This is a genomic window from Candidatus Baltobacteraceae bacterium (assembly GCA_036489885.1).
In the GTDB taxonomy this organism is placed as follows: domain Bacteria; phylum Vulcanimicrobiota; class Vulcanimicrobiia; order Vulcanimicrobiales; family Vulcanimicrobiaceae; genus JAFAMS01.
Genome location: DASXEW010000002.1, coordinates 100,228 through 115,350, shown reverse-complemented (window position 1 = coordinate 115,350; position 15,123 = coordinate 100,228). Strand labels below are relative to the sequence as shown.

Sequence of the window (15,123 nt, the reverse complement as noted above, 5' to 3'; positions counted from 1 at the left end):
AGTGCCGATGCGTGCCATAGTAACCGGAGGTGCCGGCTTTATCGGCAGCCACCTCGTCGATCGTCTTGTTGCGGACGGCGCCGACGTCACCGTCATCGACAATCTGCGTACGGGGCGTCGAAGCAATCTCGATGCGGCGATCCGCAGCGGGCACGCAACGCTCGTTCAGCTCGACATCGCCGGTGCGCTCGATGAGATGCGCAAGCTTTTCCGCGATGCAGCCGTCGTCTTTCATCTTGCGGGTTTGGCCGACATCGTGCCGTCGATCGAGCGCCCCGAGGATTACTTCCGGGCAAACGTCGACGGAACGTTCGCGGTCGTTGAGGCAGCGCGCGACGCCGGCGTCCCGCGTATTGTGTACGCCGCCTCCTCGTCGTGTTATGGGATTCCTGATTCCTATCCGACGTCCGAAGCTGCCGAACTCCGGCCTCAATATCCGTATGCGCTCACGAAACTGCTCGGCGAGCAAATCGTCCTGCACTGGGGCAAAGTGTACGGCATTTCGACGACGTCGCTGCGGCTGTTCAATGTGTACGGACCACGTTCGCGCACGACCGGAACGTACGGTGCGGTCTTCGGCGTCTTTCTGGCGCAGAAGCTCGCCGGAAAACCCTATACCGTCGTCGGTGACGGAAAACAAACCCGCGACTTCACGTTCGTTTCCGACGTTGTTGACGCGTTTGTCACGGCGGCTGCAGTCCTCGAACGCGGTGGTCCGGCCAATCAAATCTATAACGTCGGGTCAGGTGCGACGCAAAGCATCAATCGGCTCGTCGAGCTGCTCGGCGGCGACGTGGTGCACATTCCCAAGCGGCCGGGAGAACCGGATTGCACGTTCGCCGACACGTCGAAGATCGCGCGAGAATTGCATTGGAGGCCGCAGGTACGGTTCGAGGACGGGGTCGCCGGGATGCTGCAGGCTATCGATGCTTGGCGCGATGCTCCGCTGTGGGATCCCGACTCGATTGAAAAAGCAACGAAGACCTGGTTCGAGAGACTGGGTTCGACCCAAACGGTAGGAGCGTAAGATGAGCCGGAAGGTGCTAGTTACCGGTGGCGCGGGTTATGTGGGCGCGATGCTCGTCCCCAAGCTGCTTGGACGTGGTGACGCCGTCACCGTGCTCGATACGTACTACTTCGGTCACGATCCGCTCGCTAGCTTGCACGGTGCAGCCGGTTTACGCGAGGTCGAAGGCGATCTCCGCGATCGCGACGCGATCCGCCGGGCACTCGAAGGCTGTGATACCGTCATCCATCTGGCGTGCATCTCCAACGATCCGTCCTTCGAGCTCGATCCTTTGCTTGCAAAGTCGATCAACTTTGACGCGTTCGAGCCGCTCGTCGAGGAAAGTAAGCGCGCGGGCGTGCGCCGTTTCGTCTTCGTCTCGTCCAGCTCGGTTTACGGCGTCAGTGAAGCCGAGCGCGTGACGGAAGAACATCCGCTGCGGCCGCTCACAGATTACTCGAAATATAAAGCGTTGTGCGAACCGGTTGCGCTCGCGGCGCAGAGCCCCGATTTCACCGTCATCGTCTTACGGCCGGCGACGGTTTGCGGCTTTTCGACGCGCATGCGTTTCGATCTCTCGGTCAATATTTTGACCAATCATGCGGTCAACAAACGGAAGATTACGGTTTTCGGCGGCACCCAGACGCGCCCGAACATCCATATCGAAGACGTGACCGATCTATACGTCGACATTCTCGACGAACCGGCCGCCAAGGTCGCGGGCGAAATCTTCAATGTCGGTTATCAGAATCACACGCTGGCGCGGCTGGCCGAGATCGTGAAGAGCGTCGTCGAGCACGAGCTTCCGGATTTGGCGCCGATTGCGATCGAAACCACCCCGACGAACGACAACCGTTCGTATCGCGTCGAGTCGGAGAAGATCGCGCGCGTGCTTGGATTTCAACCACGCCGGACGATCGAAGATGCCGTTCGGGATCTTTGCCGGGCGTTTCGCAACGGCCGCTTCCCGTACGCCATCGATGACGAACGCTACTACAACGTTCAGCTAATGAAAGGCGCCAAGGCGCGCACGAACGGATCGGCGCTCGCAGCCAGCGGCTGATCGGTCTTTTCGTAGCGGCCGCCGAGCGGCGCCTTATCCAAAAGAAACGCGACCGAAAGCAAATCCTCGAAGCGTTCGATTTGGGCAGCGGAGCGCAGTTCGAGATTTTCGAGCGCCGCATGCAGCGTCGCTCCGGATTCCAGGATGCGCGTGTAGAGCTCACGCCGGCGAGCAGCTTGCGCAGGCAACATGAAGACGCTGAAGCATACGATTGCCTCGAGTTTGGGAAGCTCGCGCAGCACGTTCTCGAGCATCATGTAACACTCGGGCATCGCGTATTCGGCGGAGCTCACCAAATAGATCAGACCGCGCCGCGTGCAATAGTCACGAATGACCAGGTTTTGCACGCGTTGCGGTATGACCGAGCCGCGCACCGGCCGGCTTGCAATATACCCTCGCGCCCCGCGGTGCTCAGTCATCGAATCCCGGAGGAAGCGCGTAGCTCATGCCAATCCGGGTCGCCGGTCGTATCAGGATTGGGTCGAAGAAATCGCCGAGCTGCTTGTCGGAGTACGGCGTGAAGAGCGCTTTGAAGCGGATATTGATCGACCAGCGCGTCGTCGGTTCACGGTTGACCCGATTGCCGTGCATGACGGTATGGGTGAAGACGAGCACGTTTCCGTATGGGATATCGAGGTACGTGAGATCATCAGCAGCCGCGTCGGTAAACTCTTCGACCGAGCGTTTCGCATATTCATGAAGCCGTTCGCGCCAGCGCGCATCCGCGTCACGTGTCAAAACGAACATGCTCTTGGTGCGAGCCACGTCGACCAGCGGTATCCAGAGCACGGCTTCGAACGGAGAATCTTCCGACCAGGCATCGGAGTGAAGCGGAAGGACGGAACTCTCGTCGTTAGGGAGCTGAATCGAAAAACCAAGCCCGCGTTGCATCGCGAGCTCATTGCCGACGATGCGTTCAAGCAGTCGCCGAGCGCACGCGAAATACGTCGGACGAAACCAAGCCGCCGCTTGCAGCGCGTCGATGAGCGTCAATCGCAGATCGTTGAGCTGGGCCGGCTTCACGCTCTCTGCGATGCGATCGAGAAACTCAGTGGGGTTCGCCGGCGCGGGCACGCCGAGCGCCTTCGCAGCCGTGCTCGCGACGAAGCTTTGGATATGATCGAGCGCCGAGCGATCTTCGGCCGGTTCGATGACATAGCCAGCGCCGAGAAAAGACTCGCGGATACGCGCGTCCTCGGCGTCTTCAAAGCGGGTGTGCGGGTCGATGGAAACGGGCATGTTCACCGCTCCTGCGGTCGAAGGTGAGTTGTGATGCTGCGAATCGGGATCGATTTCGACAACACCATCGTCGATTACCGTCCGATCTTTGCGGCGGCCGTTCCGGGTCTGATTGCGGGCAAGACGAGCGTGCGCGATGCGTTGCGTTCGCGCCCGAATGGAGAAGCCGAATGGCAGCGGTTGCAGGCGCATGTCTATGGAACCGCGATCGTAAATGCTCCCGCGTTCTCGGGGTTTGATGCGTTTCTTCGAACCGCACGCGCGAACGCTGCCGACATCTATATCGTGAGTCATAAATCGCGCTTTGCGGCAGCCGATCCCCAGGGGCGCGATTTGCGCCAGGCCGCGAGCAATTGGCTCGAGGCTGCGGGGATCAAAGTCGACGGTGTTTATTTCGAAGGAACGCGCGCGGAGAAGCTGGCGCGCATCACGGATTTGCGCCTGACGCACTTCATCGACGATCTCGAAGATGTGCTCGCCGACGCGGCCTTTCCAAAGGAAACGCGCGCAATTCTTTTCGAGGATTCGTGGGACGTGGTGTTGCGTGATGTCTTCGGCTGATCCCGTACTTGTTGCGCTGGCAGAGCGCCTTGCGGGCGCGCGGGTACTCGAGCTTACCCCGTGCACGGGCGGCGGGAACAACCGGGTTTTTCGTCTTGTCACCGATGCGCGCACCTACGCACTCAAAGTATACCGCCGCAGCGAAAACGATCGGCGCGACCGTCTCGGAGTCGAGTTCAGCGGCCTGCGCTACGCCTGGACCGTCGCGCCGGGGCGCGTCCCAGAACCGTTCGCGGCCGATGCCAAAGCTGGGATCGCGCTCTACGAGTTCGTCGTGGGCGACCGGGTCGAGAGACACGCCTCCGCGGAGATCGATCAGGTCCTCGCCTTCCTAGAAGCCCTGCATGGAGGCCGCGCCGCACCCGGGACGCAGATGCTTCCCCCTGCTTCGGAGGCGGGGTTGAATCCGGACGACATTCGGGAACAGATCGAGCGTCGATTGGCGCTGCTCGACACGGTGGACGGAGAACCGGCCCTGCACGCGTTTCTCGCGGAGCGGTTCCGCCCTACCTACGCGCGGTTTTTGCCCGCCTTGGCCGGCGTCGTCCCCGTCCGTCGCGACGACCGGACGCTCTCCCCATCCGACTTCGGCTTCCACAATGCGCTTCGCCGCAACGGCGAGGTGGTGTTCCTGGACTTCGAGTATTTCGGGTGGGACGACCCCGCCAAGCTGGTGTGCGACTTTCTCTGGCACCCGGGGATGCGGCTCTCAGAGAACGAGCGCGGTCAGTTTTTGGCCGGGGCCGCCGATGTTTTTAAGGAGGGCACCCCGCTGCTTTCGCGGCTTCACGCGTTCGAGCCACTCATTGCTCTTCGCTGGGCCACGATCGTCTTGGGCGAGTTTCTCCCGGAAGTTCGGGAGCGCCGGAGGTACGCGGCCGGAGGTGACCTGGAGCGCAACGCTCTGCGAGCCCAGCTCGCCAAAGCGAACGCGATCCTTGACCGCCTGGAGATTCAAACGGCAGACCGTACGGCACCATGACGACAACAACTCATCCAACGATGCACCTCGACGAGCGTTCGCGAGCTCTTCGCGAATCGATTGTCGACGCGCTCATCGGGGGGGGCCGCGGTCACGTTGGCTCAGCGCTTTCTCTAGTTGAGATACTCCGCGTGCTCTACGACGACGTGCTGAACGTTCGTCCGAGCGAGCCGAAGTGGGTCGATCGCGATCGCGCGATCCTCAGTAAAGGACATGGGTGTCTCGCGCTTTATGCGATCCTCGCGGATCGCGGATTCTTTCCGCGCGAGGAATTGCTGCGACAAGCACGCGCCGGCGCAATGCTCGGCGGTCATCCGGAAGTGCACATTCCTGGAGTTGAAGCTTCGACTGGTGCACTCGGACACGGTTTGCCGATCGGTGTCGGCCTCGCGATCGGTGCACGTATGCGCAAGGCGACGCACCGCGTCTTTGTCGTTACCGGCGACGGGGAGTTGGATGAAGGCTCGAACTGGGAGGCCGCACTCGCAGCCAGCAAGCATGGACTAGACAACTTGACCGTCGTGGTCGACTACAACAAATTGCAGTCGTTCGGGCCGGTGGAAGAAGTGTTAGGCCTCGAGCCGCTCGATCGTAAATGGGAAGCATTTGGCTTCGCCGTCCGTCAGTGCGATGGGCACGACATGCGCGCGCTACGTGAAGCGTTGACATCGGTTCCGTTCGAGCGTAGCAAGCCCAGCGTTCTGATCGCGCATACCGTCAAGGGCGCCGGTATCCCCGTGTGCGAGCACGATCCGATCTGGCATCACAAAGCAACCTTTGACGCGGCTGCAGGCGCCGAGCTGCGCGCATCGCTCGCGAGTGCGCAAGCCTATGCGTAAGGCGGCGATGTCGTCGATCTTTCGCATTGCGAAGCGCGATGCGCGCGTTGTTTTCATCGGCTCGGATCTTGGAGCCGGGACGCTCGAAGATATGCGCCGCGAAATGCCGGAGCGCTGGTTCATGGAAGGCGTCAGCGAGCAGAGCATCATCGGAATGGCGGCCGGTCTTGCGATGGAAGGATATCTTCCGTACGTCAACACGATCGCGACGTTCCTGACGCGTCGCTGTTACGAACAGATTGCAATTGACCTGGCTTTGCACAAGCTCCCGGTTCGCTTGATCGCAACCGGCGGCGGCGGCGTCTACGCACCGCTCGGACCGACGCACATGGCCGTCGAGGATCTCGGCATCATGCGTTCGCTGCCGAACATGACGGTCGTCGCGCCCGCTGATGCGCCGGAGATGGAGCGCGTCCTCGATGCATCGCTCGACGTCGCAGGTCCGATGTACATACGCGTCGCCAAAGGCGGCGAGCCGGTCGTGTCGCTCGCAGAAGGCTTTGAAATGGGAAAGTCGGCGATGCTGCGCAAGGGACGCGACGTACTGTTTGCATGCACCGGCGTCATGGCCGCGCATGCATTGCGCGCGGCGGAGATGCTGGCCGGCGATGGTATCGATGCGGGCGTTCTGCATCTGCATACGCTCAAGCCGCTCGATGAAAGCGGCATTATCGCCGCAGCGAGAGGTGCGCGGCTCGTCGTGAGCGTTGAAGAGCACACCATAATCGGTGGACTCGGAAGCGCCGTCGCTGAGGTGCTCGCGGAATCGGACGTTCGTGCACGCTTGGTTCGGATGGGGTTGCCCGACCGGTTCTCGCGCGACTACGGCAATCAAGAGAACGTCCTGCGCGTTGCAGGACTTCTTCCAGACAATCTACGGGATCGCGTGCGCGAGCAGTTGCGTCTCCCGATGGCGGTATAATCACGATGCTCACGCGCGTTCGCTACTCATATCTTGCGCAGCAATTCGATCCGGCTGCCGTCGACGAGATCCTCGAACGCATTCGGCGTGTTGTCGGCGAGGGATCGTTTACGCTAGGTCCTGCGGTGGCGCAATTCGAAGAGGAATTCGCCAAGCTGATCGGCGTTGCGCACGCGGTCGGCGTCGGGTCGGGAACGGATGCCCTTAAGCTCGCACTGCGCGCGGCCGGCGTCGGGCACGGCGACGAAGTTATTACGGCCGCCAATACGTTCGTCGCAACGGTTGGTGCGATCGCCGAATGCGGCGCGGCGCCCGTTTTCGTCGATTGCGACGACAGTTTTTGCATGGACGTCACGCAGGTCGAACGCGCCATCACGCCACGAACGAAAGCGCTTCTGCCCGTTCACTTCACCGGCGAGACGGTCGACATGGCGGCGTTGAGTCAAATCGCCGAGCGTCACCAGCTTCCGATCGTTGAAGACGCCTGCCAGGCGATTCTTGCCGAATCGAATGGGAAGCGCGCCGGAACGTGGGGCGTTGCCGCCGGTTTTTCGTTGCATCCGCTCAAGAACCTCAATGTTTGGGGCGATGCCGGCGTCGTCGTAACCAATGACGACAAGGTCGCAGCACAGCTGCGTCTGTTGCGCAATCATGGTCTGACTAGTCGCGACGACGTTGAAATTCTTGGGTACAACTCACGTCTGGATTCGGTGCAAGCCGTCGTCGGATCGTGGCTCATCGGACAGACGCACGACATCACGGCGCGCCGAATCGACAACGCCGCCTACTACGATCAGGCGTTTTCGAAAATATCCGCGCTCCGCGTCCCGCCACGGCGCGCAAGCTCGCGGCGCGTCTATCACCTTTACATGGTCTTTGCCGAGCGGCGCGACGACTTGTACGCATACGTGCGCGATCACGGCATCTCGACGAAGATCCACTACCCGGTTCCGATCTATCGTCAACCTGCGCTTGCCCATCAGGGACACAAGCTCGGTGACTTTGCTGTCTCGGACCGGCACGCCGGCGAGGTGATCAGCTTTCCTGTCGATCAGCACATCTCACGCGACGAACAGGATTACGTGATCGACGTGGTACGCAACTTCTATGCTGGCTGAAGCCGCACGCAACGTGCGCTTCATCGACTTCCACGCACAGTTCGAGGAAGAGCGCACCGCACTGCTGCCGATGATCGAAGAGATTCTTGCGAGCGGTGAGTTTATTGGCGGAAGTAAGGTCGACGAGTTAGAGTCGGCGCTGGCGCGATATGTGGGCGTTCGCCGGATCGTAACGCTAGCATCCGGGACGGACGCACTACTGCTTGGGTTGCGAGTGCTCGGCATCGGCTCCGGCGACGAAGTCATTACGCCTTCGAACTCGTTTCTTTCATCGACGGCCGCAATCGTGCACATCGGTGCGACGCCGGTGTTCGCCGACGTTCTACGCGATCAAACGTTGGACGTGGACGCAGTTGCGGCTGCTATCACACCGCGCACGCGCGCGATCATGCCCGTGCATCTCACCGGTCGAGTCGCCGACATGCCTCGTTTCGTCGAGCTTGCAGAGCGTCACAACCTCGCAATCATCGAAGACGCCGCCCAAGCTTTCGGTTCGAAGCACTCCGAGCGCTACGCCGGAACCTTCGGCGCGATCGGTTGCTTCTCGACGCATCCGCTGAAGAACCTCAATGCTGCGGGCGACGGCGGCTTCATCGCAACGAACGACGATGCAATGGCGGACCGCCTTGTGCGGCTTCGTAATAACGGCCTGAGTGATCGGGATACGGCGCTCGAGTTCGGCTTCGTGTCACGTCTCGACAATTTGCAGGCCGGAATTCTGCTCCATCGCCTTTCGCGAGTCGACGGCGTGATTGGCCGGCGCCGCGCAAATGCTGCGCTCTACGATCGTTTGCTCGAACCAAGCGCCGTGTTCGTTCCGCCGACGCCGGCCGAGCAGTTTCACAGTTACCATCTGTACGTCGTGCAAGCCGAACGCCGCGAGGAGCTGCGCGAGCACCTCGCGCAACGCGGTATCTCGACGAAAGTGCACTATCCGATTCCGATCCATATGCAGCCGGCCGCGGCGCATCTTGGCTACGGGCGCGGCTCGTTGCCGGAGACCGAGCGGCAGGCCGAGCGGATTCTCTCGATTCCGATCAATCAATTTCTTTCGCCTGACGACGTTACGTACGTGGCGGAAGCGGTTAACGAGTTTTACCGGTGAACGGCTCGCCGACGCTGAAGCCCGGCAAGCGAATCGATCTCGTGCAATCGCTGCACGCGTCGACGAAACGCGATTATGTCGCCCGCGTCGTCGAACACGACAAAGCTTCTTGCGCCGAAGTCGCATCGCAATTCGGATACGACTACTGGGACGGCGATCGTAAATACGGATACGGCGGTTATAAATACGATGGCCGCTGGCGGCCGCTGGCCGAACGCTTTGCCGAGATCTACGGATTGCGCAGCGGCGATCGCGTCCTGGATGTCGGATGCGGAAAGGGCTACCTGCTCCACGAGCTGAGAGAATCGGTTCCGGGCCTCCAGATAGCCGGCGTCGACATCTCCGCTTACGCGATCGAAAATGCAAAGGAAGAGGTTCGTCCCGACCTTGCCGTCGCGGACGCTGCCGAGCTTCCGTTTGAAGACGGTGCATTCGATCTGGTGGTCTCGCTGGGCGTGTTGCACAATCTTCCGATCGCGCCCTTATGGTCGTCGCTCTCCGAAATTATGCGCGTGTCGCGCGACGGACGAGCTTACGTCATGGTCGAGTCCTATCGGGACGAGCGCGAGAAGGCCAACTTACTCTATTGGCAACTGACCTGCCGCAGTTTCTACTCGACCGAGGATTGGGAGTGGATCTATGCCCGGTCGGGATATCGCGGCGACTACGGATTTATCTTTTTTGCCTGAGGTGCAGTCGGCGTTCGGGCGTCGCGGCGTACGCGTCCTTCACGAGAACAAATGGAGTCGCCTCGAGTTATGGGACATCGTCCATCCAAACGGGACGCCCGGCGAACACGCGCTGATTCGCGTTCGACAGCCGAGCGGCGTCGTGGCGATCGACGGCGACGACCTGGTTTTGACCTCACAGCATCGCTTTGCCATCGACGAGCACGTTCTCGAGATCATCAAGGGCGGAGCCGAGGATGGAGAAGATGCGCTAGCCTGCGCGCGGCGTGAAGCCCGCGAGGAAGCAGGCCTCGTCGGCGGCCGGTGGATCTCGCTCGGCGTCGTCCACGAGATCCCGTCGACCGTCGCCAGCCCGATTGAGGTGTTCTTGGCGCAAGGCTGCGCGTTCGAGCACCCCTCCCCCGAGCAGGTTGAGTCGATCTCGCTCGTTCGGATCCCATTCGCCGAGGCCGTCCGCAGGGCCGTGACCGGAGGGATCGACGACGCGGTGACCGTTGCCGCCCTCTGCCGCGCGGCCTTTGCCCTAGGGCGGCTGCCATAGGATATCCCAGACTGAGGTGCGCCCGGGCTTCGGCCGATAACCAGGTCAGGTAGGGTAAGTAGTTGATGCATCTCATCGATCGAGCAGAAGGCGCGAAAAAAATCCTCGAGCTGTACGAGCTCGGGCGCATTCTCGAGGGTTATCACGGCTCGGGGAAGCGGATCGTACACGCGCACGGCGTCTTCGATCTGCTCCACGTTGGCCACATTCGCCACCTCCGCGATGCAAAGCGCATGGGGGACGTCCTGGTCGTAACGATCACAGAGGATATCCACGTCAACAAGGGCCCAAACCGGCCGGCGTTTGCGGAGACTTTACGTGCCGAAGCGCTGGCTGCGCTCGCCGACGTCGATTACGTTGCCATCAACCGCGCACCGACTGCGATCGAAGCAATCCGTATCCTGCGTCCTGACGTTTACGTGAAGGGTCCCGACTATCGCCGCCCGGAGCAAGACATCACGGGGATGATCGACATCGAGGAGGCCGCAGTACGCGAGGTCGGCGGCCGAATCGAAATCACCGACGACATTACGTTCAGCTCCTCGAACCTGATCAACACGTTCATGCCCGCGTATGGTGAGGAGGTCGAATCCTACCTCAACCAGCTCCGTTCTCGCTGGTCGACGAAAGAGTTGCTGGACTACGTCGCGCGTCTATCAAGCCTCAACGTGATGGTCGTCGGCGAGGCGATTTTGGACGAGTACGTCTACGTCGATCAAGTTGGTAAATCGGCGAAAGATCCTGTGCTAGCCGTGCGTCACGAACGCGCGGAGACATATGCCGGCGGCTCGCTGGCAGTCGCGAACCACCTCGCTTCCTTCTGCAAATCGGTGGAGCTGGTCACGTATCTCGGCGCAAACGAAGCGAACGAGCGCTTCATTCGAAGCAATCTCGCCGCGGGCGTCCGGGCGAACTTCATCTACAAGAGCGACTCACCGACGATCGTCAAGCGTCGCTATGTTGTTTCCGAGCCCCACACGAAGCTCTTCGAAGTCTATCACATGAACGACGCGCCTCTAACCGATGCAGAGGAGTCAGAACTCTGTTCGCTGCTGGAAGCGAGGCTGGGCAACGCCGATTTGGTCGTCGTGGCCGACTTTGGACATGGCTTGATGGGCTCCCGTGCCAAGAAGCTTCTGATCGATAGCGAACGTTTTCTCGCCGTCAACACGCAGATTAATGCAGCTAACATCCGGTTTCATGCCATCTCCCGCTACTCCAGCGCGGACTATGTCTGCATCAATGAAGGCGAGCTGCGCCTCGACGCACGCGACCGCTCGACGCCGCTCGAGACGCTCGTGGCCGACCTGGGCAGCAAACTGCGTTGCGACCGCTTTCTCGTTACGCGCGGACGCTCGGGCGTCGAGTATTATTCGCCTCAGGGCCGTTTCGTGGCGCCCGCGCTTGCGACGAACGTTGTCGATCGAATCGGCGCAGGAGATGCGGTTCTTGCGATCTCGTCGGCGTGCGTTGCTGCGGAGGTGCCTCCGGAGATCGTTGCATTCATTGCGAACGTCATCGGAGCGCAGAAGGTCAAGACGATGGGGAATAGCAACGCTGTGCAGCGAATTCCGACTCTCAAATTTATCGAGACGCTTCTGAAGTGACCGCAAGCCTCGTCTATCGAGAGGAAAACCCTGAGGTCTACTACTCGAATCAGTCGCTGGTCGTCGTCGACGACAGCACGATTGCGTTCCTGAAATCCCGGGCCGCTTCGAGTCCGCGCAAGCAAAGCCGCCTGTGCATGCACGCGAATCCGAGTGATGCGCTCCATCAGATGCTAATCATCCACCATCGCGACGTGTACGTTCGCCCTCACCGCCACCTAGCAAAAGCCGAATCCCTCCAAATCCTCGAAGGCGCGGCGACCGTCGCTCTCCTGGACGAGCACGGTGGTGTGAACGGCGCGATCCGGTTAGCGGATCCCGCAAGCGGGAAGCCCTTTTTTTACCGCATTCCGGCGAACGTCGTGCATACGCTGCGGATCGAATCCGAATGGCTCGTATTCATGGAGGTGACGTCCGGACCGTTCGTTCGCAGCCAGACGGAGTACATGGCGTTTTCGCCTGACGGAAGCGACGTTGCTGAGGTGGATCGGTATCTGAAGCGAATCGCGAAGGAAGGTCCAGCTTGCTGAGCCCGTCGTTCTGGATATCGCGTCCGATCCTTGAATGCTTGATGTGCGAATCCCACGAGCTCGTGCTGCGCGTGCCTCTCATGCCCATGCCCATATCGACGCCGAACTTCAACTTGAGTGCGGCCCAGCACGAAGAAGCGACGCGGGGTGTGCCGCTCGATCTTTGGCAGTGCACGAATTGCGGCCACGTCCAGGTCGGTGCAATCGGAAATCCGGATCTTCAGTATCGCGATTACGTGTATACGACCTCGCTCTCGCCCGGGCTTCCAGAGCATTTTCGCCGCTATGCGGCGCAGATTGTCGAGCGTTACGCGCTCGGCGCGGGCTCGCTCGTCGTCGAAATCGGCAGCAATGACGGTACGCTTCTTTCCTTTTTCAAAGAGGAGGGCATGCGCGTCCTCGGCGTTGACCCCGCGCGGAAGATCGCGGATGAAGCCACCGCTCGGGGAATTCCGACGCTTGCAGATTTCTTCTCGGCGGAGCTCGCGTCGTCGATTGCCGGTAACTATGGTCGAGCCGATCTCATTGTTGCGAATAACGTCATCGCCAACGTGCCGAGTCTCAACGACTTTGGGAGCGGAATCGCGAAACTACTTGCGCCGGGCGGCGTATTCGTGTTTGAAACCCAATACGGCCCGGACGTCATCGAGAAAACGCTTCTCGACACGGTGTATCACGAGCATATCTCCTACTTCTTTGCGGCTTCGACGTGTAGTTGGCTGAGGCAGCACGGCTTGGAAGCAATAGAAGTCGAGCACGTGGCCACCAAAGGCGGATCCATGCGAATGGCGGCGCAGCCGCGCGGCAGCAATCGCCCCATAACCGCCGCGGTCGACGCGTGGGTGGCCGCCGAGAGCGCCAAAGGCGCGTTTGGACAGGCGTACTTCGCGCAGCTTGGAATTCGACTGGGCGAAATCCGCAGCCGGCTCGGCGAGGTCGTTGCAGCAGCGCGCGCGAGGAGCCGGGAAGTTGCGGGTTTCGGTGTGTCGGTCGGAACGACGGCACTTTTGCCGCAATTCGGATTGAGCTCAGAGCTTGCGTTCCTATGCGACGACGACCCCAACAAGGCCGCGGTGCTCCGCGGGCCTGACTACACGATCCCGGTCGTTCTTCCGGATGTTCTCTTGCAGCGGCTACCGTTTGCCGTCGTCATCTTCGCTTGGCGTTACGCTGACGCCATCGTGAAGAAGCACGCAGCCTACCTTGGACGCGGGGGCACGTTCGTCGTGCCGTTACCGGAGGTCCGCGTAATTCAGAGCTAAGGGTTTGGAGGCTCGCGCTTGCTGACCCAATCCTCGACGGGCGTCACGAAGGCCGGGTCGGCACTGTTGACGATGAAGCCGTATTTGCGTCCATGTGCGGTCCGGGTTGCGGTGGCTTCATAGCGAAGGTCGATCGACCACCGAAGCCGATCGACGGTCATAGGAGCACAGGCGGCATGCGGGGTTCGCTGCGTGATGATCAGAACATCGCCACGTTCCATCGGCGCAGGGATCGGCGTGTAGCGGGCTGAGTCCTCGGGCGAGAGGCCGACCGTTCCGGTGCGCTTGTAATCGTGGTCGTACACCGGGAAGAATTGATTTCCGGTCTCTTCGGTCGAGAACACCTGCAGTGCGCCGCTATTCACATCGACGCGTTGCAGCGGGATCCACATGGTCATCACGTGGGTTTTGGCTTCCTGATCGGGCTCCGGAGCACCATAGTCCTGGAACCAAAACTGTCCATCCTGATGCCACTTTGTCGTCAAAAGGCCGTCTTCGGGATTGTCCGGGACTTGCGGGCGCGCATTGAAGATGCCATGGATGCAGAGTTCCGGCGTTTCGAAGACGCGGGACGCGATTTCGATGAACGCAGGCAAGCGCATCAGATCGTACATCGTCTCGTTGATGAGATGATGGTTGGGATTACGGCGATGATGCGGGCGGCCGGCAGCGCGCCACGCGCGCAGGTAACGATGCCAGCGGTCCTCCTCCGAAAAATCCGCCTCGATTAGCCCCTGCCCCACCCAGAGCCGGACGTTGAAATCGGCCCAATCGTCGACGAGGCGTCCCGCCAGCTCGAAGAAACGCTCGGGCGCGGCGCCTCGGATAATAGCAAAGCCGTGGCGCCGGTAGTGGGCCAACGTTTCTTCGTCGACGAGGGGTCGTTCGTAATCGAAAGCGCGCACGCGAGGAGACTCCCTCCTGAAAATATCGTCCGGAAGCCTAGGGCGCCTTAGGAATCTTTCTCGTGGCAGATATATGCGCGGCAGAAGCCGTTGTAGTTGGCGTAAAACGTCGTGCCGACGCGCTTGGTCGTCGCCATCCATTCGTCGAACGCGCGCCGCTGGCCATGATACGGGCTTCCGCGATAATGCCAGTAGTCGTCGAGCAGCAGCCACGTCCCCGTCGTCACGATGTCGTCCAGGAACGCGAACGCGTCCTGCGAGGACGAATACAAGTCGCAGTCGACGTTGACGAGCAGACACGGGCCCTTGTCAGCCAATTGCTTCTTATCGAACTTGGGAAGCGTTTCCGAAAAAACGCCCTCGACGAGCGTCACTCGATCGCGCGTCAGTCCGGAAGTGCCACGGATGATGAAGTCCGATACGGCGTCGCGCTGCATCGACTGAAAGTTTCCGGTACGGAATTGCGGCATGAGCTTCAGTGCGTCGCTGTCGTCCGCAGAAAGCTCCGGCAAACCAGCGAACGAATCGAAGCCATAAAGATTGGTCAAAAGCCCCCGAAGCTGCGAATAGACCTGCACCATGCCGAGGCCATTGAGCACGCCGAGTTCCATAAAGTAGCCGTGCGGCATCTCATGTGCCATGTGAAAGGCACGAATGAAGCGCAAAAGATTGACCTTCGATAAGATATTGCCGTCGACGCTCGGATGGTATGCGGGTTCCATGACTTATGGTATCGGACGGGCGCCGTAACTCC

At 60.7% G+C, this 15,123-nt stretch carries 17 protein-coding genes; 13 read left to right on the top strand and 4 right to left on the bottom strand.

Annotated elements, in window-relative coordinates:
• Positions 1 to 7 precede the first annotated feature (7 nt).
• Positions 8 to 1,027, top strand: a complete 1,020-nt coding sequence (locus tag VGG22_05750) for an SDR family oxidoreductase (GenBank protein ID HEY1727852.1) — start codon at positions 8 to 10, stop codon at positions 1,025 to 1,027.
• A 1-nt stretch (position 1,028) separates the two neighbouring features.
• Positions 1,029 to 2,069 carry an NAD-dependent epimerase/dehydratase family protein gene (locus tag VGG22_05745; GenBank protein ID HEY1727851.1) on the top strand — a complete coding sequence of 347 codons (1,041 nt, stop codon included), beginning with the start codon at positions 1,029 to 1,031 and terminating at the stop codon, positions 2,067 to 2,069.
• Here the strand turns inward: VGG22_05745 and VGG22_05740 are convergent.
• Positions 2,009 to 2,488, bottom strand: a complete 480-nt coding sequence (locus VGG22_05740) for an LIC12192 family sporadic carbohydrate cluster protein (protein ID HEY1727850.1) — start codon at positions 2,486 to 2,488, stop codon at positions 2,009 to 2,011. The two genes, VGG22_05745 and VGG22_05740, sit on opposite strands and share 61 nt — an antisense overlap.
• On the bottom strand, positions 2,481 to 3,308 hold the full coding sequence (locus VGG22_05735) for a sporadic carbohydrate cluster 2OG-Fe(II) oxygenase (GenBank protein ID HEY1727849.1): 828 nt from the start codon (positions 3,306 to 3,308) through the stop codon (positions 2,481 to 2,483). The genes VGG22_05740 and VGG22_05735 overlap by 8 nt, the downstream gene beginning before the upstream one ends.
• A 33-nt stretch (positions 3,309 to 3,341) precedes the next feature.
• Between VGG22_05735 and VGG22_05730 the strand changes: the two genes are divergently transcribed.
• The 11 genes from VGG22_05730 to VGG22_05680 all read left to right on the top strand — a co-directional run bounded on the left by VGG22_05730 (position 3,342) and on the right by VGG22_05680 (position 13,464).
• Positions 3,342 to 3,869: a hypothetical protein gene (locus VGG22_05730; GenBank protein HEY1727848.1), complete on the top strand. Its 528-nt coding sequence runs from the start codon at positions 3,342 to 3,344 to the stop codon at positions 3,867 to 3,869.
• Positions 3,856 to 4,851, top strand: coding sequence for a phosphotransferase (locus tag VGG22_05725; protein HEY1727847.1), 996 nt, complete (start codon positions 3,856 to 3,858; stop codon positions 4,849 to 4,851). The genes VGG22_05730 and VGG22_05725 overlap by 14 nt, the downstream gene beginning before the upstream one ends.
• Positions 4,848 to 5,690: a transketolase gene (locus VGG22_05720; protein ID HEY1727846.1), complete on the top strand. Its 843-nt coding sequence runs from the start codon at positions 4,848 to 4,850 to the stop codon at positions 5,688 to 5,690. The genes VGG22_05725 and VGG22_05720 overlap by 4 nt, the downstream gene beginning before the upstream one ends.
• Positions 5,671 to 6,612, top strand: a complete 942-nt coding sequence (locus VGG22_05715) for a transketolase C-terminal domain-containing protein (protein HEY1727845.1) — start codon at positions 5,671 to 5,673, stop codon at positions 6,610 to 6,612. Before VGG22_05720 ends, VGG22_05715 begins: the two co-directional genes overlap by 20 nt.
• A gap of 5 nt (positions 6,613 to 6,617) precedes the next feature.
• Entirely contained in the window at positions 6,618 to 7,730 is a 1,113-nt protein-coding gene (locus tag VGG22_05710) for a DegT/DnrJ/EryC1/StrS family aminotransferase (GenBank protein HEY1727844.1), read from the top strand.
• Positions 7,720 to 8,835 carry a DegT/DnrJ/EryC1/StrS family aminotransferase gene (locus VGG22_05705; protein ID HEY1727843.1) on the top strand — a complete coding sequence of 372 codons (1,116 nt, stop codon included), beginning with the start codon at positions 7,720 to 7,722 and terminating at the stop codon, positions 8,833 to 8,835. The genes VGG22_05710 and VGG22_05705 overlap by 11 nt, the downstream gene beginning before the upstream one ends.
• A complete protein-coding gene (locus VGG22_05700) occupies positions 8,832 to 9,524 on the top strand; it encodes a class I SAM-dependent methyltransferase (GenBank protein HEY1727842.1) in 693 nt (230 codons plus the stop codon). The genes VGG22_05705 and VGG22_05700 overlap by 4 nt, the downstream gene beginning before the upstream one ends.
• A gap of 1 nt (position 9,525) precedes the next feature.
• A complete protein-coding gene (locus VGG22_05695) occupies positions 9,526 to 10,065 on the top strand; it encodes an NUDIX hydrolase (GenBank protein HEY1727841.1) in 540 nt (179 codons plus the stop codon).
• A 65-nt stretch (positions 10,066 to 10,130) separates the two neighbouring features.
• On the top strand, positions 10,131 to 11,672 hold the full coding sequence (locus tag VGG22_05690; GenBank protein HEY1727840.1) for a PfkB family carbohydrate kinase: 1,542 nt from the start codon (positions 10,131 to 10,133) through the stop codon (positions 11,670 to 11,672).
• Positions 11,669 to 12,202 carry a WbuC family cupin fold metalloprotein gene (locus tag VGG22_05685; protein HEY1727839.1) on the top strand — a complete coding sequence of 178 codons (534 nt, stop codon included), beginning with the start codon at positions 11,669 to 11,671 and terminating at the stop codon, positions 12,200 to 12,202. Before VGG22_05690 ends, VGG22_05685 begins: the two co-directional genes overlap by 4 nt.
• Positions 12,196 to 13,464, top strand: coding sequence for a methyltransferase domain-containing protein (locus VGG22_05680; GenBank protein HEY1727838.1), 1,269 nt, complete (start codon positions 12,196 to 12,198; stop codon positions 13,462 to 13,464). Before VGG22_05685 ends, VGG22_05680 begins: the two co-directional genes overlap by 7 nt.
• On the opposite strand, the gene VGG22_05675 is transcribed toward VGG22_05680, so the two are convergent.
• Both VGG22_05675 and VGG22_05670 read right to left on the bottom strand, forming a co-directional pair.
• Complete coding sequence (locus VGG22_05675) at positions 13,461 to 14,369, bottom strand: phytanoyl-CoA dioxygenase family protein (protein HEY1727837.1); 909 nt, start codon at positions 14,367 to 14,369, stop codon at positions 13,461 to 13,463. The genes VGG22_05680 and VGG22_05675 overlap by 4 nt on opposite strands.
• A 47-nt stretch (positions 14,370 to 14,416) precedes the next feature.
• The gene (locus tag VGG22_05670; GenBank protein HEY1727836.1) at positions 14,417 to 15,091 is read right to left on the bottom strand and encodes a TylF/MycF/NovP-related O-methyltransferase; all 675 of its coding nucleotides are present in this window, start codon (positions 15,089 to 15,091) and stop codon (positions 14,417 to 14,419) included.
• Positions 15,092 to 15,123 lie beyond the last annotated feature (32 nt).